The organism is Agromyces aerolatus, assembly GCF_031432255.1.
In the GTDB taxonomy this organism is placed as follows: domain Bacteria; phylum Actinomycetota; class Actinomycetes; order Actinomycetales; family Microbacteriaceae; genus Agromyces.
The window spans coordinates 66,447-89,243 of sequence record NZ_JAVKGQ010000010.1 but is presented as its reverse complement, the minus strand read 5'-3'; the positions used below and the strand labels follow the sequence as shown (position 1 = coordinate 89,243).

The window sequence follows — 22,797 nt, the reverse complement described above, 5'->3', positions numbered from 1 at the left end:
CGATGACCGACGCACACACCGACATCCCGCGGCCCGAGTACCCGCGGCCGCAGTTCCGCCGCGACCGCTGGCTGAACCTCAACGGAACATGGGGCTTCGAGATCGATCGCGGCGACTCGGGCCTCGAACGCGGTCTCCGTGACGCCGAGCTCGCCGGCGAGATCCTTGTGCCGTTCGCGCCGGAGAGCACGATGTCCGGCATCGGCGACCTCGACTTCCACCATTCGGTCTGGTACCGCCGCGCGCTGCACGTGCCTGCGGAGTGGGCCGGCATGCGCGTGCTCCTGCATTTCGGCGCGGTCGATCACGACGCGACGGTGTGGGTCGACGGGGTCGAGGTCGGCCGTCACCGGGGCGGCTTCTCGAGCTTCACCTTCGACGTCACGGACGCGGCGCGGTTCGGCGAGGACGTGCCGCTCGTCGTGCGGGCCCGCGACGAGCCGCATGCGCCGCAGGCGCGCGGCAAGCAGGGTCGCACGTACGAGCCGTTCGGCGCGCACTACTGGCGCACGACGGGCATCTGGCAGACGGTGTGGGTCGAGCCCGTCCCGGAGGCGGCCATCCGTCGCCCGCGCATCACCCCGAACCTCGCCGGAGGCTCGTTCGACGTCGAGGTGCCCCTGTCGGCGAACGTGCCGGGCGCGCGCGTCGCGGTCATCGTGTCCGACGGCTCCGGCGAGGTCGTGCGCTCCGAGGTGCGCGCCGACCTCGACCTGGCCCCGCGCCTGACCCTGCCGCTTCCGGAGGACCGCCGGCGGCTGTGGTCGCCGGCCGATCCCTTCCTCTACGACCTCCGGTTCGAGCTCACGGCCGAGGACGGGCGCGTGCTCGACACGGTCGACTCGTACGCGGGCCTGCGCAGCGTGTCGATCACCGGCAAGGCCATCCGGATCAACGGCGAGGTCGTGTTCCAGCGGCTCGTCCTCGACCAGGGCTACTACCCGGACACCCTCATGACCGCGCCGACCGACGCCGACCTGGTGCGTGACATCGAGCTCTCGCTCGCTGCGGGATTCAACGGCGCCCGTCTGCACGAGAAGGTCTTCGAGGAGCGCTACCTGTACCACGCGGATCGCCTCGGCTATCTCGTGTGGGGCGAGTTCGGCGACTGGGGCTGCAACAGCCGCGAGGGGGAGTCGACCAACCAGCAGCCGGACGCCTCGTTCGTGCAGGAGTGGCTGGAGGTGCTCGAGCGCGACTACTCGCATCCCGCGATCATCGGGTGGTGCCCCATGAACGAGACCTGGCAGGCCTACGGGGACCGCATCACCGCGCTCGACGACGTCATGCGCGGGATGTTCCTCGCCACGAAGGCGTACGACACGTCCCGGCCGGTGCTCGACACCTCCGGGTATGCCCACCGCATTCCCGAGTCCGACGTGTTCGACAGCCACCAGTACGAACAGGACCCCGCCGAGTTCGCGGCGCACTTCGCGCGGCTGTCCGAGGGTGACCCGTTCGTCAACCCGTCGCCGACGACGGGCGAGTCCTGGTCGATCCCGTACCGGGGCCAGCCCTTCTTCGTCAGCGAGTTCGGCGGCATCTGGTGGAACGCGGCCGAGGCCGACGCCACGGAGTCGAGCGGCTGGGGCTATGGCGAGCGCGTGCGCAACCTGGAGGAGTTCTACGCGAGGTTCGAGGGGCAGATCGCCGCGCTCAGCGACCACCCCGACATGTTCGGCTACTGCTACACCCAGCTGACCGACGTGTTCCAGGAGCAGAACGGCCTGTACCACTTCGATCGCAGCGACAAGTTCGATGTCGCCCGGCTCCGGGCCGCCCAGACGCGGCCTGCGGCCATCGTCGCGGTGCACCCCGAGCTCGGCGGTCGCACCTGACCGAGACGACCCCCGGGTCGCCGGTGGCGTCGGGATCGAGCAGATCGACCACGTCCGGTCGGGCCGGGCCCTCCGCTGAGCAAGCCCGAGCCGCGACGGCGTGATGGTCCTCGCCCATGATTCTCGCGAGCGATCACGCGGTCACGGGTGGTAGTCGCTCGTGTAGACGTCGTTGAGGGTCACGGTCGTGAGGCCGCGTTCCTCGACGATCGCGTGGAGCTGCGGGAACACGCGGGTCACCGGTTCGAAGTTCAGGTGCCCGATCACAATGTGCTGCGGCAGGAACCAGGTCGAGGCGAGCTCGACGATGAGGTCCTCGCTCACGAGTCCGGAGTCGGAGAGCGAGCCGTACCAGAGGGTGGGGGCGGTGTAGCCGATCGACGCGGCGACCTCGATGACCCGATCGTCGTAATACCCGAACGGTGGGCGGTAGAACGGTCTGGCGTCGACGTCGAACAACTCGCCGATGCGGTCGTGCGTGCGCTGCAGCTCGTCGAGGATGCCCTGGTCGCTGAGCGAGGTGAGGTCGGGGTGGCTCCAGGTGTGGTTGGCGATCTGCACCTGGCCGCTCGCGACGAGCGGTTGGAGCGCGGGCTGCTGCTCGCGCCAGGAATCGTAGGTTCCGGTGGCGAAGAGCGTGAGCCGGGTCCCGGTCTCGGCGGCGAAGGCCGCGTACGCGCCGACCACCGCAGAGCTCGTGCCGTCGTCGACGGTCCAGGCGAGCAGATTCCCCTCGCCCGGGAGACCCGTGATGACCTCGGTGGGTGCGGCGACCTTGGCGAGCACGGGTGCGGCCTGCGGGGTGTCCACGGGCGTGGGCGCAGCCGGGGAAGCCGGGCGCGGGCGGGCCAGGGGAGCGGTCGGCGTCGGGCTCGGCGATGAGAACGGGGTGGTGGCGGCGGGCGCCGCGCACGCGGCGAGCAGGGCGGCCAGCGCGCCGCCCGCGCCGGTCGCCAGCGCCGCTCGGCGGGTGATCGCACGTTCGGATCCCATCAGGCGCCACCTCCATGTGTCTGCATCCAATTCGGAGGATGCAATCCAGATGATGGCAGCATACTGGAACGAGGTGAGCGTTCGGCTTCACCGCGCGGGGATCACGACGAATGCGGCCGGTAGCGCAGGTTCACCTCCTCCAGCGGTTCACCGTTGACGAGTTGCAGGGGCACCGGTGAGCCGCCGGGCTGGTCGTACAGGCGGATACCGTCGCCGAGCAGGACCGGCAAGACGTGCAGGTCGATCTCGTCGAGCAGGCCGCGCTCGAGCAGCTGCCGCCCGATCGTGGGGGAGAGTACCTCGACGTTCTTGCCGTTCGCCGCGCTCCGCGCGATCTCGACAGCGTCCGCCACGTCCACGTTGAGGAAGGTCACGCCCTCGGCGGGTTCCGCGTCCTCCGGATGGTGGGTCAGCACGAAGAGCGGACCGCTCCAGGCGCCGCCGTACGTGGCGCTCGCATCCGGGAAGGCGTCCCAGCCGTCCCGTCCGCCGAGCACGGCGCCGGTCGTCTCGATGTACTCCTCGACGAGGCTTGGGCGGTTGGTGGCCTCTGGCATCCAGTCCATGCGGTGACCGGGTCCCGCGACGAATCCGTCGAGGGACATCGAGAAATGCCAGAGGACCTTGCCAGCGGGAGTCTGGGCGACGGTGTCATGCATGATCGATTCCTTCCATTGAGGCGAGTCAGTCGACTCGCCTCTGGCGAACGTATCGAACCGCAAGAGGTGAGTCAAGAATCTCACCTCTTGCTAGGCTCGACGCATGTCTCGCGAGCTCTCGGCCTACCATCGTCAGGTCTCGGCGAACAACCGGGCCACGATCCTCAGTGCGGCGACGGCGCTCTTCCTCGAGCTCGGGTACGACCGTGCCTCGCTCGCGCGCGTCGCGCAGCGCGCCGGGGTCTCCAAGGCGACCCTGTTCAAACAGTTTCCGACGAAAGCGGAGCTGTTCGAGGCGGCCGTGCTCGCGGCAGGAGCGGGGCCCGACGGCGACGTGGTGGATCCGCCGGCGGGCGACTTCCACGCCGGGCTCGTCGTCCTGGGACATGCCTATGTCGAACTGCTCTCACGTCCGCAGATGGCCGACCTGATCCGGGTGATCATCGCCGAGTCGCCGCGGTTCCCCGAACTGCGCGAGCGCACGTTCGACTTCGGGACGCTCCCCATGCTCGAGGCGCTCCACCGCTACTTCCGAGCCGAGACCGCGGCAGGAGCCGCCGCCGTCGACGATCCCGATGTCGCGGCGACCCAGTTCCTCGGAATGATCGCGACGGTCGTCTTCTGGCCGCGACTGATGCACGGTACCTGGTCGCTCACCGAGGAGGAGACGCACCGCGTGGTCGACGATGCGGTGCGCACGATGATGGCGCGCTACGGCGGGTCGGCGCGCGAATGACTCACGTTCCCGACGTCACACCGCCCCGACCGTGAACGCCCAGTCGAGGGTTCGCGTGAGCAGCCAGACCGTCCAGATGCCGACGTTGATCATGCCGAGCACCGTGACGACGATGGCGACCCAGAGCGGCGCGCCGCCTCGGCCGGGAGTGACCTTGCCGACGATGACCGTGCGACCGATCACATAGACGAGCGACGAGACCAGCAGGGTGGCGAACGACCAGGCCCAGTGGAAGGGGCGGACCACGCCGATGCGCTGCAGCGCCCGGTAGTCGAGGAAGGCGGCGACGATCGTCAAGGCCGCCGCCAGGTAGCTGAGGCCGGCGACGAGCAGCATCGCGGGGTCCGTCCAGATCCGCAGCGGCATGAACGCGGCCGAGTCGAGCTCGGCGGGCGACGGCATGAATCGGATCGGATCCATGAGCCAGATCGATCCGAGGCTGACCATGGGCAGCAGCACAATCACCCAGATCCACGGCGTCGACGTCGAGACCCCGGGTGCGAGCTGCGGACGCGCGGGCGGTGCCGAGTAGTGCACGGTCTGCGGGCCGGGAGCGGGCGGCGGCATCGAGGGTCCGGTCATGGTTCCAGGCTATCGGCGGGACGCCTCCGCTTCGACTCGCCCAGTCCTGCCGGAACCAGCGGGACCATGGTGGCCAGCTCGGGGCCGAGCCCGAGGTCGACGAGCTCGACCCGGCCGGCGTACCCCGCTCCGGGCTCCCGCAGGAGACCCGCTTTGACCGCGCCGAACGTCACGGTGATCGTGGCGCGCAGCACGGTCGGATCGGGCACGCTCCCGTCGTCGGGATGGATGCCGCTCGGGAGGTCGACCGCGATGACCCGCTTCGCGGACCGCTCGACCTCCGGGATCAAAACCGCGACGAGCTCGCGTGCGCGGCCGCGGAGCGCGGGCGCGGCGCTGCCCGTTCCGAGGATGCCGTCGACCACGAGCGGCGCCGCGTTCGCGACCGCCGCGAACGCGGCGTCGTCGTCGCGCTCGAGGATGCGCACGCCCGCGGCGAGGGCCGCGACGGATGCCTCGTCGTGCAGCCGTGCGCCGGCCGGCACCGCGACGACCTCGAACCCGTCGTCCGCGAGCTCCGCCGCCGCGAACAGCGCGTCCCCGCCGTTGTCACCGGAACCCGCGAGGACGAGCACGGGCCCGCCCGAGGCATCCGTCGCCCCTGCCTCGCGCCGGACGACCGCAGCCAGCGCCGACGCGGCGCGCCGCATGAGCGGCTCGCCGGCCGCGAGGTGCGGCGCCTCGGCGGCACGCACCTGCGCCGCCGAGTAGCCCGCGGTCGCCGCGGGTGGTCCGCTCGGCCGTCTGCCGGTCGTCACCCTGTCGCTCCCATGTCCGCGAGTCTGCCACGCGACGGCCGGGGGCGCCGGACCGGACTGATCACCCCGCCCGGGGCGATCGCCGGGCGCGGGCCGGGCGCCGGGAGAGCAGGCCGGCCCCGGAGGCGACGGCCGCGAGCGCGGTCAGGGCGAGCAGCAGTGTGCGCTCGGCGCTCCACGGTGCGCCGGTGGCCGGGAGGGTGTGCAGGCCCGCGGGCGAGGCCTCGGGCGCGGTGGGACCGCCGTCGGCCGGCGGCGCCGCAGGGTCGCTCGGGCCGGGCGTCGGCGAGGGCGCAGGGGCCTCGGCCGCCGGGAAGACCGGGACGAGGACCGCGATGCCGTCGAGGACGTAGCCGTCCCTGGAATCGAGCGTGCCGCCCGAGACGAGGCCCGCACCAGGTTCGACGTACGAGGATCCGGCACCGCCTCCGCCACCCGCGGAGGAGAAGCCGCCGGCCCGGCCGTAACTGCCGCCGTTGGCGAGCCCGCCACCGCCGCCACCGCCCGGGCCGCCGTCGCTGCGATGCTGCCCCTCGTCGCCGGATGCACCGTCGGCGTAGCCGCCCGGGCCGCCGTCGCCGCCGAGCTCGCCGCCGCCAGGGGCGCCGCCACCGGCGAGGCCGAGACCGCCCGGCATCGGGCCGGGGATGCCGTCGCCTCCGTCACCCCCGCCGCAGTTGCACAGGAAGTCGAAGATGCCGCCGCCCGCGCCGCCACCGCCGCCCGCCCCGAGCTTCGGGCCGCCGCCCCCGGTGACGTCGATCTGCGTCGAGCCGCCGCCCGTGCCGCCCGAGACCTCGGTGCCGCCGCCATGGCCGCCGGATCCACCCGACGACCAGCCGTACCCGCCGCGCTCCCCGCTGCAGCCCACCACGACCTGCAGCTGCGCGGGGCCGGCCACCTCGAACGTCCCGGTAACGACCGCGCCCCCGCCGCCCTGTCCGCCGGCCCTGGTCGATTGGCCGGCGCCGCCGCCGACGACCCCGAACACGCGCGTCGCGCCGACGGCCAGGTCGTAGTCCTGGGTGCCGTCGGCGCACTGGTAGATCGCGGCCGTCGCGCGCGGGAACAGCGCGACGACGCCGTCGCCGCCGGAGTTCATCGGCCCGGCCGAGAGGAACGTCCAGGTGCTGACCGACGGTGCCACGTAGGACTGCCCGCCCCCGCCGCCGCCCGCGGCGCCGTACTCGATGAGGTCTCGGATCGGGGCGCCGGTATCGCCGTGCCCGCCGCCGCCACCGCCGTGCCCGTTCCAGCCGCCTCCGCCCGCGCCGGTCGTCGGCGACGCGGGCAGTCCCGAGCTGTCCTCGCCGTCCGCCGTGGAGCCGCCGCCGCCCTCACCGCCGACCGCACCGTCGGTGTTCGCCTCGTTCGGGGCCCCGTTCCATCCGTCCTTGGCCGGCGACCCGCCGTTGCCGCCCTGCCCGCCCGCGTCGCCGCCGCCCTCGGCGTCACCGCCGGCGCCACCGCCGCCGCCCGACACCACGATCGGCGTGTCCGAGGCGTCGAGCACGGCCGTCGAGCCGCCTCCGCCGCCGCCCGTCGGCATCCCGGCCGGGGTGCCGGAGACGGGTCCGCCGCGTCCGCCAGAGGAGTACCCGTCGCCGGGAGTCGCTCCGTCCGCGCCCTCGCCGAGCATGATGCGCAGCTGCTCGCCCGGCGTCACGGGGAAGGTCGCCACGGTGAGCCCGCCCTGCCCGCCGAGCACGCCGCTGCTGTTGACCCCGCCCGCGCCGCCGGCGACCACCGCGGTCATCACGTGCGTGTCCGCGGGCACGATCACCGTGGGATTCGCCTCGACGTTGGTCGGATCGATCACGCACAGGCCGCTGTCGAAGTCGCAGCCTCCGGTCGGCGACGCCTCCTGCGCTGTGGCCGAGGATGCGGTGAGGCCACCCGAGGCGCAGAGCGCGGCGACGGCGAGCATGACGGAGACGGGCAACCGAACGGGGGCGGATCGATTCACGGGGGTCTCGCTCATGGGCCTCTGCCATCCCTCGCCGACGTCGGAGTCGTGGTCGCGGTCGTGGTCGTGGTCGTGGTCGTGGTCGCGGACGAGCGTAGCGGAGAGCGTTCTCCCATGACAATGGCGGCTGAGCCGCGGACGATGACGGCTGAGCCGCGTCAGCTCGTGCGCGGCCCCAGCAGGTGCGCCCGCTCGGGGTGGCGCTCGAACCATTCGCCGACGTACCAGCAGGCCGGCACGATCGTGCGCGTCGACGTCGACTCGACGTCGTCGACCGCGAAGGCGACGACCTCGCCGGCGAGCCCGCTGCCCCGGTAGGGCGGGTTCGTGAAGCTCCGGGTGAACGCGATCGAGTCGCCGAGCACGCGGTAGTCGAGCACGCTCGCCAGCTCGCCGTTCACCCGCATCGCGTACCGGTGCGCGTCGGGCTCGTGCGAGATCTCCTTCTTCACATGGTCCACCCTACGCACCTCAGCGGCCGCGGAGCCGGTCGAGGTCTCGGCGCTCGCGCTTGGTGGGCCGACCGGCGCCGCGGTCGCGCATCGGGGCCACCGGCTGCTCGGTCTTCGGCGGGGGCGGCGGCGTGAGGTCGTCCATGGCGGTCGCGGCGAGCGTGGCCGAGACCCGCTTGACGATCGTCCGGCGCACGATCAGGCGGCGATCGAACCCGTTCACCTTGACCCGGAGCTCGTCACCCGGTCGCACCTGCTGTGCCGCCTTCGCACGCTCACCGTTCACCCGCACATGTCCCGCGCGGCAGGCCGCAGTCGCGGCCGACCTGGTCTTGTACTGGCGCACCGCCCAGAGCCAGGCATCCACGCGCACGGGGGAGTCGTCGCTCACCGCTCCAGCCTACTTCGGGTGACGGCGCTGACCCTGAAGGGCGGCGCGTGAGGCATGCTTGAGGGGTGAGCGGCATGAGCGGCGATGCCTGGGTCGAGGGCCCCGACGGCGCCAGGTACTGGGGCCGGTTCGGCGCGGCCGGATTGCTCGCCGTCAGCCCGGCACGTGAGGTGCTGCTGCAGCACCGGGCGATGTGGAGCCACTTCGGCGGCACCTGGGGCATGCCCGGCGGTGCCCGTCACGAGGGCGAGAGTGCCTTCGACGCGGCCGTCCGGGAGGCCGGCGAGGAGGCGGGCGTGCCCGCCGGTCTGCTGGTCGTGCGGTTCAGCTCGGTGCTCGACCTCGGCTACTGGTCGTACACGACGGTCGTCGCGGACGCCGTCGAACGCTTCCCTCCGGTCGTGAGCGACCCCGAGAGCATCGCGCTCTCGTGGGTGCCCGTGGACGAGGTCGCGGCGCTGCCGCTGCATCCGCGGTTCGCCGAAGCCTGGCCCGAGCTCGCCGAACGGATCTGAACGCCGCGCCGCGAGCGGTGTGCGCGCCGTTCGCGCGCTACTCGGCCAGTGAGAGGCGAGTACGCACGGGCCGCGGGAACCAGGGGACGAGCATGGACGTGCGCCGCCGGTACTCGTCGTAGTCGGGATACCGGCTCCGCGTGATCGACTCGGTGAAGATCGTCGAGCCGATGAAGAGCAGTGTGAGCAGCGCCGCCCCGGCGATCGTCCAGTGCAGCCAGACCCCGGTCGCCGCGACCGCGAAACCGTAGAACACCCACCACTGCGCCTGCTCGAAGAAGAAGTTCGGGTGCCGCGAGAACCGGAACAACCCGGTCTGCAGGAAGCCGGGCTGCGGAGCACGGCCGGCCGCACGCTCGGCCGCCTTCCACTGATGGAACCGCCACTGCTGCTGGTCGGCGATCGTCTCACCCGCGAGCAGGGCGAGGAAGACGACCGCGAGTGTGAGGTCCCACGGGCCGAGCGGGACACCCGAGTGCGACGCGGTGAAGACCGGGAGGCAGAACGCGAGGATGAGCGCATTCTGGTAGATCGAGATGAACCCGACGTTGAACAGCGCGAATGCCCAGCCCGGCATGCGACCGCGCAGCACGGCCCAGCGGTAGTCCTCGCCGGTGCCCGGACGGTAGCCGCCCTTGCGCCAGAAGTTGAAGGTCAGCCGGATGCCCCACAGGGTGACCAGCACGGCCATGAGCACGAGCCGCGGCTCGAAGCCGCCGCCGGACGCGAGGATCCACGCGTACGCGATCGGTGCGATCGACCAGATCCGGTCGACCCAGGAGTGCTCGCGCGTGATGACGCTCGCGAGCCACGTGGCGACGGTGATCGCTCCGCACAGCACGAGACATACGGTCAGGGCGTTCATGTGCGCGAGTCTAGGGGGAACCGCCCGATGGCGGGACTCCCGCGCGATCCCGGGACTCCCACGTCGCGCGCCGTCCAACGGGGAACTCCCCGGCCTCGCTAGGATCAAGGGGTGCACGAGGACGGGACGACGGCCGAGAGCGGCCGCATCTGGACCGTTCCGAACCTGCTCAGCATGCTGCGGCTGCTGCTCGTCCCGGTGTTCCTGGTGTTCATCGTCCTGGGCGACTACGTCGCCGCCCTCATCGTGCTCGTCGTGGCGAGCCTCACCGACCTGCTCGACGGCTACCTCGCCCGGCGCCTCAAACAGCTCACCAAGCTCGGGCGGCTCCTCGACCCGGCGGCCGACCGGCTGTACATCTTCGCCGCGCTCATCGGGCTCGCCGCACGCGGACTCGTCCCGTGGTGGATCGTGGCCGTCATCGTCGCGCGCGACGTGCTCATCGTCGTGCTCGGCGTCGTGCTCGCGAACTTCGGCTACGGGCCGTTGCACGTGCACCAGCTCGGCAAGGTCGCCACGTTCGCGCTCTTCACCGGGCTGCCGCTGCTCATGCTCGGCGCGGCATTCCCCGCGGTCGAGGCCGTGTCCGCGCCGATCGGGTGGGCGGTCACGCTCTGGGGCGCGTTCCTGTACTGGTGGGCCGGCATCATCTACGCGATCGAGACGGCCCGCGCGATCCGCGTCCCGCGGGTGGCGAGCGACGCGCGATCCGATACGCTGGGATCGGGAGGTTAGCCGTGGCGGATTCCGACAACACCCAGGCCGGCGACACGATGGACGCGGGCGCACCGCTCGACCCGGCGCAGGGCGCGGGACGAGCCGATGACACGACCATCGGGTTCAGCAGGGAAGCCGCAGCGCAGCTCAGTGCGCTCGATGCCGACGTCTCGGCCGAGGAGCAGGAAGCGATCGGGGCATTGCCCTCCGGCTCGGCGCTCTTGATCGTGCGTCGCGGGCCGAACAGCGGTGCCCGGTTCCTCCTCGACCAGGACGTCACCACCGTCGGCCGCCATCCCGACGCGGACATCTTCCTCGACGACGTGACGGTCTCGCGCAAGCACGCCGAGTTCCTCAGGCACCGCACCGCGTTCGAGGTGAAAGACCTCAGCTCTCTGAACGGCACGTACTTCGACGGCGTGCGCATCGAGACCGCGCTGCTCTCCGATGGCGCCGAAGTGCAGATCGGCAAGTACCGTCTCACGTTCTACGCCTCGCGCCGAGACCTCGCGTCGGTGGCGGGCGGCTAGAGCGTGGCCCGTTCGGCCGCATCGCAGGCCGCGAGCCGCGGCGTGCCGCTGCTCGGAATCGGGCAGGTGCTCGCCCGGCTGCAGCCCGAGTTCCCCGAACTCACGCCGTCGAAGCTGCGGTTCCTCGAAGAGCAGGGCCTCGTCACGCCCACACGCACCCCTTCGGGATACCGGAAGTTCGCGCCCGGCGACGTCGAGCGCATCGGCTTCGTGCTCACCATGCAGCGCGACCACTATCTGCCCCTCAAAGTCATCCGCACGCACCTGCAGGCGATCGATGCGGGCGAGACGCCCACACTCCCCGGTGCGGCACCCGCGCAAGTCGCGCGTGCACCGAGGTTCCGGCGGGACGAGCTCGCGCGCGCGGCCGGTGCGGCGCCGTCCCTCCTTGACGAGGCCGTGACCGCCGGGCTGCTCCCCGCGGCCGAAGACTATGGCGAGGACGCGCTCGAGGTCATGCAGGCCCTCGCCATGCTCCGAGCCGTCGGCATCGAGCCGCGGCATCTGCGCGGCGTGCGGTTCGCCGCAGAGCGCGAGGCGGCGCTGATCGAGCGTGCGATCGCGCCGTCGCGGCGCAACGACCCGGCCGGTCGTGCTCGCGCGGCCGAGCGCGCGCTCGACCTCGGGCGTCAGCTCGAGACGATTCACGGGAGCGTGCTGCGTCAATCGCTGTCGAAGCTGGCTCGCTGATGCGACACGCCGTGACGATCGGCCGGATGTGTTTGGCCGGGGTTCGTCCGCTCGGTAGCGTGGGGGTCACGCGCCGAGCACGACGCGTGGAACAGTGAGGGGCACCGGATGACTGAGCTCGAGCGGAGCGATCGATCACGCTACGACCTCGGACTCCTGTTCACCGACGGGCTGCCCCAGCACGATGACGGCACCGGCTACCGTGGCGCGGTCGCGGCCCGAGCCGCGGGCATCAGCTACCGCCAGCTCGACTACTGGGCCCGCACGAGCCTTGTCGAACCGACGGTCCGCGGCGCGGCGGGCTCGGGTTCGCAGCGACTGTACGGCTTCCGCGACATCCTCGTGCTGAAGCTCGTGAAGCGCCTACTCGACACGGGCATCTCGCTGCAGCAGATCCGGACCGCGGTCACCCAGCTCCGCGAGGCCGGAGTTCAAGATCTGGCTCAGACCACCCTGATGAGCGACGGCGCGAGCGTGTACCTCTGCACCTCCGACGACGAGGTCATCGACCTCGTGAATCGCGGACAGGGTGTGTTCGGCATCGCGGTCGGCAAGGTGCTCCGTGAGGTCGAGTCGACCCTGGTCGAGATCGACACGCAGCCCGCCGACCCGATCGACGAGCTCGCAGCCCGACGCGGTCAGCGCTCGCGCCGGATCTCGTAGCCGGCGTCGAAGACGTTTCTCGGCGGCCGGCCGAGACGAGCGGCCTGTCGACTCACTCGTCTCGTCGTGGAGCGCTGCGGAGTGCTCGACCTGCAGGTGGCGCTCGCCGTGGGGAGACGTGCTCCGCTCTCGGCACACGTCCAAGGCATTGCTCCGCGCGGGGAAAGTGCATATATTAACATCCGAATCAGCCGGGTAACACCAGAGTATTACCAAGCGAGCTGGTCGGGGGGATGATGTGTCGTGCGTGGTGTGCGTGGTGTGCGTGTGAGTGCGGGTGTGCGTGCCATCGGGGCTGCGCGGGCGGGGACTGGTGTGCGAACGTCCTGGGGCGTGTTCCTGGCGATGCTCGTGTGCGCAGGCCTGCTCGTTGGCGCGGTGGCGCCGGCGTGGGCGGATGGCACCGAGGGCGACAGCGAGATGGATTTGGGCTCGTTCGCGCTGGGGGACGGGCTCGAGGGAGCAGTGGGTGAGGTCGATGGGTCATTCAGCTTCTCGTTGGGTGCCGGCGGGATGTCGTTGCGCTGGGATTCCCGGGCGGTCGGGGTCGACGAGGATGCGCTGGGCGATGGGTGGTCCTTCGGCCTCGCGCGGGTGAGGGTGCGCGGTGGGGTGTGGGTGATGCCTGCGTCGGGTGGGGCATACGAGATGGATGTCTCGGTGCCGAGCGGCTTGGCGGGGTATCCGGGGTCGGATGTCGTGTTCCAGGCGGCCTCGCCTGGCACGGTCGTGCCGGCCAGACCCGATGGGGTGGTGGGCGAGCGGGCATACTCCTACGTGTTGCACGAGCTCGGTGGGGTGTCGTCGTACTTCGATGCGACGGGTGTGCCGGTCGCGCGGACGTCGTTGGACGGGCGACGGATCGATTGGACGTGGGGTCGGTCGGGGCGATTGATCGGGGTGGTGTCGGCTGACGGGGCGCTGACCGAGCTGGACTGGTCGGACCCGGACCGGGTGGTGGTCTCGCCGGGAGCGAACGTGGTCCACCCCGGGAATGGATCCGGAGCGGGTGGCCGGTGGGTCATCGAGCGTTCGGGTGGGCGGGTGTCCGATGTGGTGGACCCGGTGGGCACTCGGGTCATGGTGACGTACGACCGGTCCGGTTTGGTGCATCGGGTGAGCTCGCCGTCGGGTGGGGCGACGGTGGTGGAGTGGCAGCGGTCGTCCGATGGGGTGTCGCGCGTGGATCGCGTTCGGGTGGTCGATATGTCGACGGGTGCGGAGCTGAGTGCGCGGCAGTGGGGCGTGCGTGGTGAGGTGTCGCCGTCGGGGTGGCCGGTGGCCGCGGCCGGCGCGCGTTCCGGGACGAGCGACGGCGGCGGAGGGCTGGGCTTCGAATCATGGCTGACCGATGGGAAGAGTCGGGTGGAGTCGGTGGTGGACGGCCGAGGCCGGGTCACGGGGCGGTCAGCGATCGTGTCGTCATCGTCTGGTGAATGGACGATGCAGGAGCAGTCGTTCGAGTATCCGGCGTCTGAGGATCCGGCTGGGCCGGGTCGGGGTATGCGGCCCGTGTCGGCCTCGACGGCGTTCCGTGACGCGCGCGGCGGCATCCGATCGGAGCAGGAGTCGTACGAGTTCGATGAGTTCGGACGGATGACCGCGCGTGCGTCGGTGGACGGTTCGACGCTGCGCCGGGTGTACGACTCGGTCGTGCCGGCCGGGCGGGTGTTGCCGGTCGGGTTGGTGCTCGAGGAGACCACGACCGCGGCCGACGGGTTGACCGCGTCGACGCGGTTGGAGCTCAGCGCTGACCGGGCGGCGGTGCTCGCGACCGAGCAGTGGTCCGGGCATGCGGGCGAGGAGCTCGTGCGCACTGGCCGGACGGAGTCCGAAGTCTCGGGCGGGTTCGTGAGCGAGGAGCGCGTGTTCCCGGGCGGCGATCCGGGCGCGGTGCCGGTCGTGTCGCGGTGGTCGAGGCAGGTGGATGTGCAGGCCGGGACGAGCACGGTCGTCGACACCACCGCGGCCGGCACGCCGAGCGAGGCCTCGATCGTGTCGGTGTCATCGCTCGTGCACGGCGGGACGTTGGCGCAGACGGACGCGGTGGGCAATGTCTCGTCGGCCGCCTATGACCGGTCGGGTCGACAGACCGGCTCAGCGGCCGGCGCCTCCTACGAGTACGACGCCGCGGGGCGACAGATCGCGCACACCACACCGGATGGCGTGCGCATCCAGACCACGTACTGGGCCGACGGCGGCCGGCGCGAGCGCGCCACCCCGGCCGGGTCGACCCGGTACTACTGGGACGGGGACCAGCTCATCAATGACCGCCACCGCACGACCGAGGGCGAGGGCGGGACGGCGAGCTATCTGATCGGCGCCAACAGGCTGGCACGCACGACCACACCCGAGGGCGGCACCGGGGCGGTGTCGTACTACGGCACCGACCGGCACGGGAGCATCGTGGACCTGACCGATCAGAGCGGCAGGGTCACCACCACATACGCCTACACCGACTACGGTTCCGCCACGGTCGCGGGCGATCCCCGTCACGGCACAGGCACCCCGGAAGGCGTCGGTGAGCTCGACTACAACCCGTTCCAGTATTCTGGGGAGTACACCCACGACGATGGCAGTCAGCCGCTCGGCCGGCGCGTCTACGACCCCAGCCAAGCCAGGTTCATGACGAGGGACGACGCGCCCCTGGCGAACCTCTACGCCTACACCGACCTGAACCCCATCACCTACAGCGATCCCAGCGGTCGTTTCGCTGCTGAAGACCTGCACCAGCTGGCTGCGCAGGTCGCTGGAATCGTGTTGGCCGTCGCGGGGGCAGCCCTGTTCCTCACCACCGCCGGACCCGTCTTCACGGTGTTGGGCACGCTCGGGTTCGTGACCGCCATCGGCGACGCCGTGCTCGCCACCGTCGAGGTCGTCGAATCGCAGATCGACGACAAGTTCTTCCCCGACGACGACCTCACGATCGCGACGTGGGCCTTCTTCGGCGCGAGCGCTCTGCTCGCCGGCGGCGGTGTGGTGGCCAAGCTCGTCACGAGCCGGAAGATCATGCGCGGCTGTCTCGCCGTCGTGCCGTGCACGGGCGTTCGCTCGACGAAGGGGTACCGGACGCTCCGCGGATCCAGTAGCAGCTCGAGCGACTCGGGCGAGGAGTTCACCGGCGACACCCAACCGGCCTCGATGCCACTGCCGAGGGCGCACGAACGCTCCATCACGTCGTGGAGTGCCGTGCTCGAGCGCGAGAACATCGAGCTCCTCCAGGTCCTCGCCGTAGGGGTCGGCGGCAAGACGGCGAAGGGACACATGCGACTGGCGAACACCCACCTCGTCAATGCGAGAGACGTGGCGCGAAGACAGATGGCACTCGGATTCGGCGACGAGATCGAACAAGCGACGATCGACGCGAACTACTCGGAGATGCGGAAGTCGTTGAACGCGGCATTCACCGAACTCGACGGTGCAACCATCGAACTGCCGCTGCTCATGGACTACTCGAAGCGACGAGGGTTCGCAGCCTCCCAGGCATACCCGACGGTTCGAGCGATGTATGTGAACCTCCGAAAGCAGGGCACCTGGAGGGTCAGCTCTTCGTCATCGACGCTCGAGGCAGATTTCTGACGCCGGACTCGCGACTCAGCCGGCGCGGGACTCGACCTCGAGCGGCGGCTCGACCGCCGCCTCGCCGTTGGCATACTCGCCGATGCGCGCGGTGCGCAGCACACGGTCGAGCAGCTGGTCGAAATGCTGCGACATCTCCTCAGCGCTCTCGCCCGGCCACATGTGCAGGGGCTTCGCGGCACCCTGCGCCTGCTGGAGCGACGTGCGCTCGGGCAGCTGCGGGGAGAGCACGAGCGGCCCGAACATGTCGCGCAGCTCCTTGATGCGGAACTGGTGTTCGAGCGACTGCACGCGTGCCCGGTTCACGATGATGCCGAGCGGCTGCAGACGTGGCGACAGCCCACGGCGGATCTCCTCGATCGCGCGGAGCGCGCGGTCGGCCGCCGCGACGGAGAAGAGGCCGGGCTCGGTGACCACGCCGACCCGGTCGCTCGCAGCCCACGCGGTCCGCGTCAGCGCGTTGAGGGAGGGCGCGCAGTCGATGAGCACGAGCTCGTAGTCGGACTCGACGTTCGCGAGGGCCTCTTCGAGCTTCCAGATGTCGCGGATCGACGGATGCGGCCCGTCGAAGTTGATCGCGGCGGGACTGCCGATCATGACGTCGATGGTGGCCTGCGGGTTGGACTTCGACCAGCCGCTCGGTGCGATCGCCGAGCGGACGATCTTCTCCTTCGGCGAGGCCAGCACGTCCGCGACGTTCAGGTGACCGGCGATCTGGATGTCCATGCCGGTCGAGACATCGGACTGCGGGTCGAGGTCGACGACGAGGGTGCGGACGCCGCGGGCAAACGCCGCCGACGCCAGTCCGAGCGTGACGGTGGTCTTGCCGACGCCGCCCTTGAGGGAGCTGACGGAGAGAACGTGCACGAACAGATACGTTACCTTTAGTCCTCGGACGATGTCTAAACGTTCGCTGTGCGCAAATCCGTCTCCGATCTGTCTCGGAAAGGCCTGCATGTTCACGAAGATCCTGGTTGCCAATCGCGGTGAGATCGCCATTCGAGCGTTTCGCGCGGCCGTCGAGCTGGGGGCCAAGACGGTCGCCGTCTACCCCTACGAGGACCGGAACTCCCTCCACCGCCTGAAGGCCGATGAGGCCTACCAGATCGGCGAGCAGGGGCACCCGGTACGCGCGTATCTCGACGTGACGGAGATCATCAGGGTCGCGAAGGAGTCGGGCGCGGACGCCATCTACCCGGGCTACGGCTTCCTGTCCGAGAACCCCGAGCTCGCGCAGGCCGCCGAGGATGCGGGCATCACGTTCATCGGGCCGCCCACGCGCGTGCTCGAGATGGCGGGCAACAAGGTCACCGCGAAGCAGCAGGCCATCGGCGCGGGCGTCCCGGTCCTGAAGTCGACCGAGCCGTCGCGCGACATCGAGGCGCTGCTCGCGCAGGCCGACGACATCGGGTTCCCGATCTTCGCCAAGGCGGTGGCGGGCGGCGGCGGCCGCGGCATGCGCCGCGTCGCCACGATGCAGGAGCTTCGCCCCGCGCTGGAAGAGGCGATGCGCGAGGCCGACAGCGCGTTCGGCGATCCCACGATGTTCCTCGAGCAGGCCGTGCTGCGGCCGAGGCACATCGAGGTGCAGGTGCTCGCGGACGCGTCCGGCGAGACGGTCCACCTGTTCGAGCGCGACTGCTCGGTCCAGCGACGGCACCAGAAGGTCGTCGAGATCGCGCCCGCGCCGAACCTCGACGAAGACATCCGGCAGGCGCTGCACCGCGATGCGATCGCGTTCGCCAAGTCGATCGGGTACGTCAACGCGGGCACGGTCGAGTTCCTCGTCGACACCGCGGGCGAACGCGCCGGCCAGCACGTGTTCATCGAGATGAACCCGCGCATCCAGGTCGAGCACACCGTGACCGAGGAGGTCACCGACGTCGACCTCGTCGTCTCCCAGATGCGGATCGCGGCGGGGGAGACCCTCGCCGACCTGGGACTGCGTCAGGAGCAGATCCAGCTGCGCGGCGCGGCGCTGCAGTGCCGCATCACGACCGAGGACCCGACCGCGAACTTCCGCCCCGACACGGGCAAGATCACGACGTACCGCTCGCCGGGCGGAGCCGGCATCCGGCTCGACGGCGGCACCGTGAACCCGGGCGCGCAGATCAGCCCGCACTTCGACTCGATGCTCGCGAAGCTCATCACGCGCGGTCGCGACTACCCGCAGGCGGTCACCCGAGCTCGGCGTGCGCTCGCGGAGTTCCGCATCCGCGGCGTCGCCACGAACATCCCGTTCCTGCAGGCGGTGCTCGACGACCCGGCGTTCATCGCGGGCGACCTCAGCACGTCGTTCATCGACGAGCGGCCGCAGCTGATGCGCGGCCGGGTCTCGAAGGACCGCGGCACCAAGATCCTGAACTGGCTCGCGGATGTCACGGTGAACCAGCCGAACGGCGCGGCCCCCATCAACGTGGCGCCGGTCGACAAGCTGCCGAAGCTCGACCTCACCGCTCCGGCCCCCGACGGCTCACGCCAGCGCCTGCTCGAGCTCGGCCCCGCGGGCTTCGCGGCCGCGCTGCGCGCGCAGACGCCGCTCGCCGTCACCGAGACGACCTTCCGCGACGCGCACCAGTCGCTGCTCGCGACGCGCGTGCGCACCAAAGACCTGGTCGCCGTCGCGCCGTACGTCGCCCGGCTCACCCCCGAGCTGCTGTCGGTCGAGGCGTGGGGCGGCGCGACGTACGACGTCGCACTGCGCTTTCTCGGCGAAGACCCGTGGGACCGCCTCGCGGCACTCCGTGAGGCCCTGCCCAACCTGAACATCCAGATGCTGCTCCGCGGCAGGAACACCGTCGGATACACGCCGTACCCGACTGAGGTGACCGACGCGTTCGTGCGCGAGGCGGCCGCGACCGGGGTCGACATCTTCCGGATCTTCGACGCGCTGAACGACGTCTCGCAGATGCGTCCGGCGATCGACGCGGTGCTCGCGACGGGCACGGCCGTGGCCGAGGTGGCGCTCTGCTACACGGGCGATCTGCTCGACCCGGCCGAAGACCTCTACACGCTCGACTACTACCTCAAGCTCGCCGACGACATCGTCGCTTCAGGTGCGCACATCCTCGCCATCAAGGACATGGCGGGGCTGCTGCGGCCCGCGGCGGCCGAGAAGCTCGTCTCGGCGCTGCGCGAGCGGTTCGACGTGCCGGTGCACCTGCACACGCACGACACCGCCGGCGGCCAGCTCGCGACGCTGCTCGCGGCGAGCCGCGCGGGCGTCGACGCGGTCGACGTCGCGAGCGCGCCGATGGCCGGAACCACGAGCCAGCCGTCGGCCTCGTCGCTCGTCGCGGCGCTCGCGCACACCGAGCGCGACACGGGCATCTCGCTCGAGGCGGTCTCCGACCTCGAACCGTACTGGGAGGCGGTGCGCCGCCTGTACCGTCCATTCGAGTCGGGGCTGCCCGGCCCCACCGGCCGGGTCTACCACCACGAGATCCCCGGCGGTCAGCTGTCGAATCTGCGGCAGCAGGCCATCGCGCTCGGCCTCGCCGACGACTTCGAGCTCATCGAGGACATGTACGCCGCGGCGAACGAGATCCTCGGGCGGGTTCCCAAGGTCACGCCGTCGTCGAAGGTCGTGGGCGACCTCGCGCTGCACCTCGCGGCCGTGAAGGCCGACCCGGCCGACTTCGCCGCCAACCCCGAGAAGTACGACGTGCCCGACTCGGTGATCGGCTTCATGGCCGGTGAGCTCGGAGACCTCCCGGGCGGCTGGCCCGAGCCGTTCCGCTCCAAGGTCCTCGCCGGCCGCGACGTGCGGGTCGGCGTGACCGAGCTCACCGAGGAGCAGCGCGCGGCGCTCGAGGCCGACAGCGCGACCCGGCGGTCGACGCTCAACACCCTGCTCTTCCCCGCGCCCACGCGCCAGTTCGAGCAGATCCGCGAACTCTTCGGCGACCTGTCGGTCGTCGACACCACCGACTACCTGTACGGTCTGCAGGTCGGCACCGAGCACGTCGTCGAGATCGAGCGCGGCGTGCGCCTGTACGCGGGCCTCGAGGCGATCGGCGAGGCCGACGACAAGGGCATGCGCACGGTCATGACCGTGCTCAACGGTCAGCTGCGTCCCGTGTTCGTGCGCGACCGTTCGATCGTGGTCGAGGCGCGTGCGGCAGAGAAGGCCGACGCGTCGCAGCCGGGTCACATCGCCGCGCCGTTCTCGGGTGTCGTGACCCTCCAGGTCGAGGCGGGCGCCGAGGTGCAGGCCGGGCAGTCGGTCGCATCGATCGAGGCCATGAAGATGGAGGCCGCGATCACGGCGCCCGTCGCGGGCGTCGTCGAGCGCGTCGCGATCCCGAAGACCCAGCAGGTCGAGGCCGGGGATCTCCTCGTCGTCGTCCGCCCGCACGGCAACTGATCGGAGCGCCCTCGTGCCGGAACGCCCCATCCGACTCTTCGGCGACCCCGTGTTGAAGACCGTCTCGTCGCCCGTCGGCGAGATCGACGAACGCGTGCGCGCGCTCGTGACCGATCTGGTCGACAGCGTCCGCGTGCCCGGGCGCGCGGGCGTCGCCGCGCCGCAGATCGGCGTGAACCTGCGGGTCTTCAGCTACAACGTCGACGGCGAGGTCGGATACGTCATCAATCCCGAGATCGTCGAGCTGCGCGGCGAGCCCGAGAAGATCGACGAGGGATGCCTCTCGGTGCCCGAGAACTGGCACAAGACCCCGAGGCATCCGTTCGCCCGGGTGCGAGGCATCGACCTCGACGGCAAGCCGGTCGAGGTCTCGGGCACCGGGGTGCTCGCACAGGCGCTGCAGCACGAGGTCGACCACCTCGACGGGCTGCTCTACCTCGACCGGTTGGAGAAGGACGAGCGGCGGGTCGCGATGCGCCAGGTCCGCGAGTCCGACTGGTTCTGACGCGTTCGCGCTGGTCGAGTCGGATGTCTTCGCTGGTCGAGTAGCGAAGCGTATCGAGACCCGGCACGCGGCCGTCACGGCGCGCTCGCCGGGTCTCGATACGCTCGCTGGGGCTCGCTACTCGACCAGCGGATGGGTCAGATGATCGAGGTGCTCTCGGTCGCCGGCGCGCCCGCGTACATCTCCTCGATCTGCACCGAGAAGTCGTCGAGGATGATGGTGCGCTTGATGCTGAGCTTGGGCGTGAGGTGCCCGCTCGCCTCAGTGAGCTCGATCGGCAGGATCGTGAACTTCCTGATCGACTCGGCGCGCGACACGGTCTCGTTCGCGGCGTCGACCGCGCGCTGCACCTCGGCGAGCACGACCGGATGCTTCGCGGCCTCCTCGACGCTCATGCCGGCGTCTTCGCCGGCGTTGTTGAGCCAGACCGGCAGCATCTCGGGGTCGAGGGTCACGAGTGCGGCGATGAACGGCTTCTGGTCGCCGACCACGACGACCTGACCGACCAGCGGGTTCGCCCGGATCGGGTCTTCGAGCGCGGCGGGCGCGACGTTCTTGCCGCCGGCCGTGACGATGATCTCCTTCTTGCGCCCGGTGATCGTGAGGAAGCCGTCGGCGTCGAAGCTGCCGAGGTCGCCGGTCTTGAACCACTCGCCGTCGAAGGCCTCGGCGGTCGCCTCCGGGTCCTTCCAGTACTCCTTGAAGACGTTGATGCCCTTGACCTGGATCTCTCCGTCGTCGGCGGTGCGCACCGCGACTCCCGGCAGGGCCGGCCCGACCGTCCCGATCTTGGACTTCGTGGCGAGGTTCACGGTCGCCGGCGCGGTGGTCTCGGTGAGTCCGTAGCCCTCGAGGATGGTGATGCCGAGCGCGTGGTAGAAGTGGCCGAGGCGCGGGCCGAGCGGCGCCGATCCCGACACGGCGTACTTCACGTTGCCGCCCATGGCGTGGCGGAGCTTCTTGAACACGAGCGCGTCGAAGAGCCGGAACTTGAGCTTGAGCCCGAACGGCACGTGGCCGGCCTCGAGCGCTTTCGAGTACTCGACGGCGGTGTCGGCCGCCGAGCGGAAGATCTTGCCCTTGCCGCCGGTCTCGGCCTTCTGCTCCGAGACGTTGTAGACCTTCTCGAAGACGCGGGGCACCGCGAGCAGGAAGGTCGGCTTGAACGTGCCGAGGCTCGGCAGGAGCTGCTTGGTGTCCGGCTGGTGGCCGACGCGCACGCCGGCGTGCACGCAGAGCACCGAGATGAACCGCGCGAACACGTGCGCGGTCGTGATGAAGAGGAGCGTCGACGCACCGTCGGGGTCGAGCACGACCTCTTCGAGCGCGACCGCCGAGTTGCGCGACAGCTCGACGAAGTTCGAGTGCGTGAGCACGCAGCCCTTGGGCTTGCCGGTCGAGCCCGAGGTGTAGATGAGCGTCGCGATGTCGGAGCCGACCGCGAGCGAGCGGCGCCGCTCGATCTCGTCGTCGGAGACGTCGGCACCGCCCGCGCGGAGCTTGTCGAGGTCGCCGAGGTCGATCTGCCACACGCTGCGGATCGCCGGCAGCTCGGGGTGCACCTCGTCGAAGCGTGCGAAGTGGTCGGGCGTCTCGACGATGACGGCGATCGCACCCGAGTCGCTGAGGTTCCAGCGCACCTGCGAGGGGGAGCTGGTCTCGTAGACGGGGACCAGCACGGCACCGGCGAACCAGGTCGCGAAGTCGATGAGCGTCCACTCGTACCGGGTCTTGCACATGAGCCCGATCTTGTCGCCCGGCTGGATGCCGGCGGCCACGAGGCCCTTCGCGAGCGCGATCACCTCGTCGTAGAACTCGCGCGTCGTCACGGGCGACCAGCCGCCGTCGCCGGTCGGCAGCGAGAACAGCACGCGGTCGGGGGAGGTGGCGAGCCGGTCGACGAGCAGGTCCGTCGCATTCGCGTCAGGGTCGGCGGCCACGACTGCCGGGGTTTCGAATTCGGTCACGGTAGCTCCTTCGGTACCGGGAGGC

20 protein-coding genes are annotated in these 22,797 nt (G+C 70.7%); 10 read left to right on the top strand and 10 right to left on the bottom strand.

Translation table 11 applies throughout. From position 1 onward, the window contains the following. The first annotated feature begins 2 nt into the window (after positions 1-2). Complete coding sequence (locus RH864_RS13260; RefSeq protein ID WP_310518031.1) at positions 3-1,838, top strand: glycoside hydrolase family 2 protein; 1,836 nt, start codon at positions 3-5, stop codon at positions 1,836-1,838. Positions 1,839-1,979: 141 nt separating this feature from the next. Here RH864_RS13260 and RH864_RS13255 read toward each other — a convergent pair whose 3' ends face one another. Further along, on the bottom strand, positions 1,980-2,831 hold the full coding sequence (locus RH864_RS13255; RefSeq protein WP_310518030.1) for a polysaccharide deacetylase family protein: 852 nt from the start codon (positions 2,829-2,831) through the stop codon (positions 1,980-1,982). 101 nt (positions 2,832-2,932) lie between these two features. Next, positions 2,933-3,490, bottom strand: a complete 558-nt coding sequence (locus RH864_RS13250; RefSeq protein ID WP_310518029.1) for a dihydrofolate reductase family protein — start codon at positions 3,488-3,490, stop codon at positions 2,933-2,935. A gap of 103 nt (positions 3,491-3,593) precedes the next feature. Here RH864_RS13250 and RH864_RS13245 point away from each other — a divergent pair, with 103 nt between their 5' ends. Further along, complete coding sequence (locus RH864_RS13245; RefSeq protein ID WP_310518028.1) at positions 3,594-4,226, top strand: TetR/AcrR family transcriptional regulator; 633 nt, start codon at positions 3,594-3,596, stop codon at positions 4,224-4,226. Positions 4,227-4,241: 15 nt separating this feature from the next. On the opposite strand, the gene RH864_RS13240 is transcribed toward RH864_RS13245, so the two are convergent. The 5 genes from RH864_RS13240 to RH864_RS13220 form a co-directional block, all read right to left on the bottom strand. Then, entirely contained in the window at positions 4,242-4,808 is a 567-nt protein-coding gene (locus tag RH864_RS13240) for a hypothetical protein (RefSeq protein WP_310518027.1), read from the bottom strand. Beyond that, the gene (locus tag RH864_RS13235; RefSeq protein WP_310518026.1) at positions 4,805-5,566 is read right to left on the bottom strand and encodes an NAD(P)H-hydrate epimerase; all 762 of its coding nucleotides are present in this window, start codon (positions 5,564-5,566) and stop codon (positions 4,805-4,807) included. Before RH864_RS13235 ends, RH864_RS13240 begins: the two co-directional genes overlap by 4 nt. Positions 5,567-5,627: 61 nt before the next feature. After that, the gene (locus RH864_RS13230; RefSeq protein WP_310518025.1) at positions 5,628-7,547 is read right to left on the bottom strand and encodes a hypothetical protein; all 1,920 of its coding nucleotides are present in this window, start codon (positions 7,545-7,547) and stop codon (positions 5,628-5,630) included. Positions 7,548-7,690: 143 nt separating this feature from the next. Further along, positions 7,691-7,993 carry a GNAT family N-acetyltransferase gene (locus tag RH864_RS13225; protein ID WP_310518024.1) on the bottom strand — a complete coding sequence of 101 codons (303 nt, stop codon included), beginning with the start codon at positions 7,991-7,993 and terminating at the stop codon, positions 7,691-7,693. 10 nt (positions 7,994-8,003) lie between these two features. Next, on the bottom strand, positions 8,004-8,375 hold the full coding sequence (locus RH864_RS13220) for an RNA-binding S4 domain-containing protein (RefSeq protein WP_310518023.1): 372 nt from the start codon (positions 8,373-8,375) through the stop codon (positions 8,004-8,006). Positions 8,376-8,449: 74 nt separating this feature from the next. On the opposite strand from RH864_RS13220, the gene RH864_RS13215 reads away from it, so the two are divergent. Beyond that, complete coding sequence (locus RH864_RS13215) at positions 8,450-8,890, top strand: NUDIX hydrolase (RefSeq protein WP_310518022.1); 441 nt, start codon at positions 8,450-8,452, stop codon at positions 8,888-8,890. A gap of 37 nt (positions 8,891-8,927) precedes the next feature. Here RH864_RS13215 and RH864_RS13210 read toward each other — a convergent pair whose 3' ends face one another. Then, positions 8,928-9,755: a DUF1295 domain-containing protein gene (locus RH864_RS13210; protein WP_310518021.1), complete on the bottom strand. Its 828-nt coding sequence runs from the start codon at positions 9,753-9,755 to the stop codon at positions 8,928-8,930. Between the two features lie 111 nt (positions 9,756-9,866). Here RH864_RS13210 and RH864_RS13205 point away from each other — a divergent pair, with 111 nt between their 5' ends. The 5 genes from RH864_RS13205 (at position 9,867) to RH864_RS13185 (ending at position 15,934) form a co-directional block, all read left to right on the top strand. After that, entirely contained in the window at positions 9,867-10,490 is a 624-nt protein-coding gene (locus RH864_RS13205; RefSeq protein ID WP_310518020.1) for a CDP-alcohol phosphatidyltransferase family protein, read from the top strand. Positions 10,491-10,528: 38 nt separating this feature from the next. After that, entirely contained in the window at positions 10,529-11,002 is a 474-nt protein-coding gene (locus RH864_RS13200) for an FHA domain-containing protein (RefSeq protein WP_310518069.1), read from the top strand. A 3-nt stretch (positions 11,003-11,005) separates the two neighbouring features. Continuing rightward, positions 11,006-11,692: a transcriptional regulator FtsR gene (ftsR, locus tag RH864_RS13195; RefSeq protein WP_310518019.1), complete on the top strand. Its 687-nt coding sequence runs from the start codon at positions 11,006-11,008 to the stop codon at positions 11,690-11,692. A 108-nt stretch (positions 11,693-11,800) separates the two neighbouring features. Continuing rightward, positions 11,801-12,355, top strand: a complete 555-nt coding sequence (locus RH864_RS13190; protein ID WP_310518018.1) for a MerR family transcriptional regulator — start codon at positions 11,801-11,803, stop codon at positions 12,353-12,355. Positions 12,356-12,670: 315 nt separating this feature from the next. Next, entirely contained in the window at positions 12,671-15,934 is a 3,264-nt protein-coding gene (locus RH864_RS13185; RefSeq protein ID WP_310518017.1) for an RHS repeat domain-containing protein, read from the top strand. 15 nt (positions 15,935-15,949) lie between these two features. Here RH864_RS13185 and RH864_RS13180 read toward each other — a convergent pair whose 3' ends face one another. Then, on the bottom strand, positions 15,950-16,801 hold the full coding sequence (locus RH864_RS13180; protein WP_310518016.1) for a ParA family protein: 852 nt from the start codon (positions 16,799-16,801) through the stop codon (positions 15,950-15,952). An 88-nt stretch (positions 16,802-16,889) separates the two neighbouring features. Here RH864_RS13180 and RH864_RS13175 point away from each other — a divergent pair, with 88 nt between their 5' ends. Together RH864_RS13175 and def are read left to right on the top strand one after the other, a co-directional pair. Next, positions 16,890-20,300 (top strand): pyruvate carboxylase, encoded by a 3,411-nt coding sequence (locus RH864_RS13175; RefSeq protein WP_310518015.1) that lies wholly within the window; start codon positions 16,890-16,892, stop codon positions 20,298-20,300. Positions 20,301-20,313: 13 nt separating this feature from the next. Beyond that, entirely contained in the window at positions 20,314-20,805 is a 492-nt protein-coding gene (gene def, locus RH864_RS13170) for a peptide deformylase (RefSeq protein WP_310518014.1), read from the top strand. Positions 20,806-20,942: 137 nt separating this feature from the next. On the opposite strand, the gene RH864_RS13165 is transcribed toward def, so the two are convergent. Continuing rightward, positions 20,943-22,772, bottom strand: coding sequence for an AMP-dependent synthetase/ligase (locus RH864_RS13165; protein ID WP_310518013.1), 1,830 nt, complete (start codon positions 22,770-22,772; stop codon positions 20,943-20,945). Positions 22,773-22,797 lie beyond the last annotated feature (25 nt).

Coding starts and splice junctions, on each gene's coding strand:
- RH864_RS13250 (WP_310518029.1), bottom strand. CDS start 3,490: ATGCATGACACCGTCGCCCAGACTCCCGCTGGCAAGGTCCTCTGGCAT.
- RH864_RS13190 (WP_310518018.1), top strand. CDS start 11,801: ATGACTGAGCTCGAGCGGAGCGATCGATCACGCTACGACCTCGGACTC.
- RH864_RS13260 (WP_310518031.1), top strand. CDS start 3: ATGACCGACGCACACACCGACATCCCGCGGCCCGAGTACCCGCGGCCG.
- RH864_RS13245 (WP_310518028.1), top strand. CDS start 3,594: ATGTCTCGCGAGCTCTCGGCCTACCATCGTCAGGTCTCGGCGAACAAC.
- RH864_RS13175 (WP_310518015.1), top strand. CDS start 16,890: ATGTTCACGAAGATCCTGGTTGCCAATCGCGGTGAGATCGCCATTCGA.
- RH864_RS13240 (WP_310518027.1), bottom strand. CDS start 4,808: ATGACCGGACCCTCGATGCCGCCGCCCGCTCCCGGCCCGCAGACCGTG.
- RH864_RS13210 (WP_310518021.1), bottom strand. CDS start 9,755: ATGAACGCCCTGACCGTATGTCTCGTGCTGTGCGGAGCGATCACCGTC.
- RH864_RS13215 (WP_310518022.1), top strand. CDS start 8,450: ATGAGCGGCGATGCCTGGGTCGAGGGCCCCGACGGCGCCAGGTACTGG.
- RH864_RS13230 (WP_310518025.1), bottom strand. CDS start 7,547: ATGAGCGAGACCCCCGTGAATCGATCCGCCCCCGTTCGGTTGCCCGTC.
- RH864_RS13255 (WP_310518030.1), bottom strand. CDS start 2,831: ATGGGATCCGAACGTGCGATCACCCGCCGAGCGGCGCTGGCGACCGGC.
- RH864_RS13200 (WP_310518069.1), top strand. CDS start 10,529: ATGGACGCGGGCGCACCGCTCGACCCGGCGCAGGGCGCGGGACGAGCC.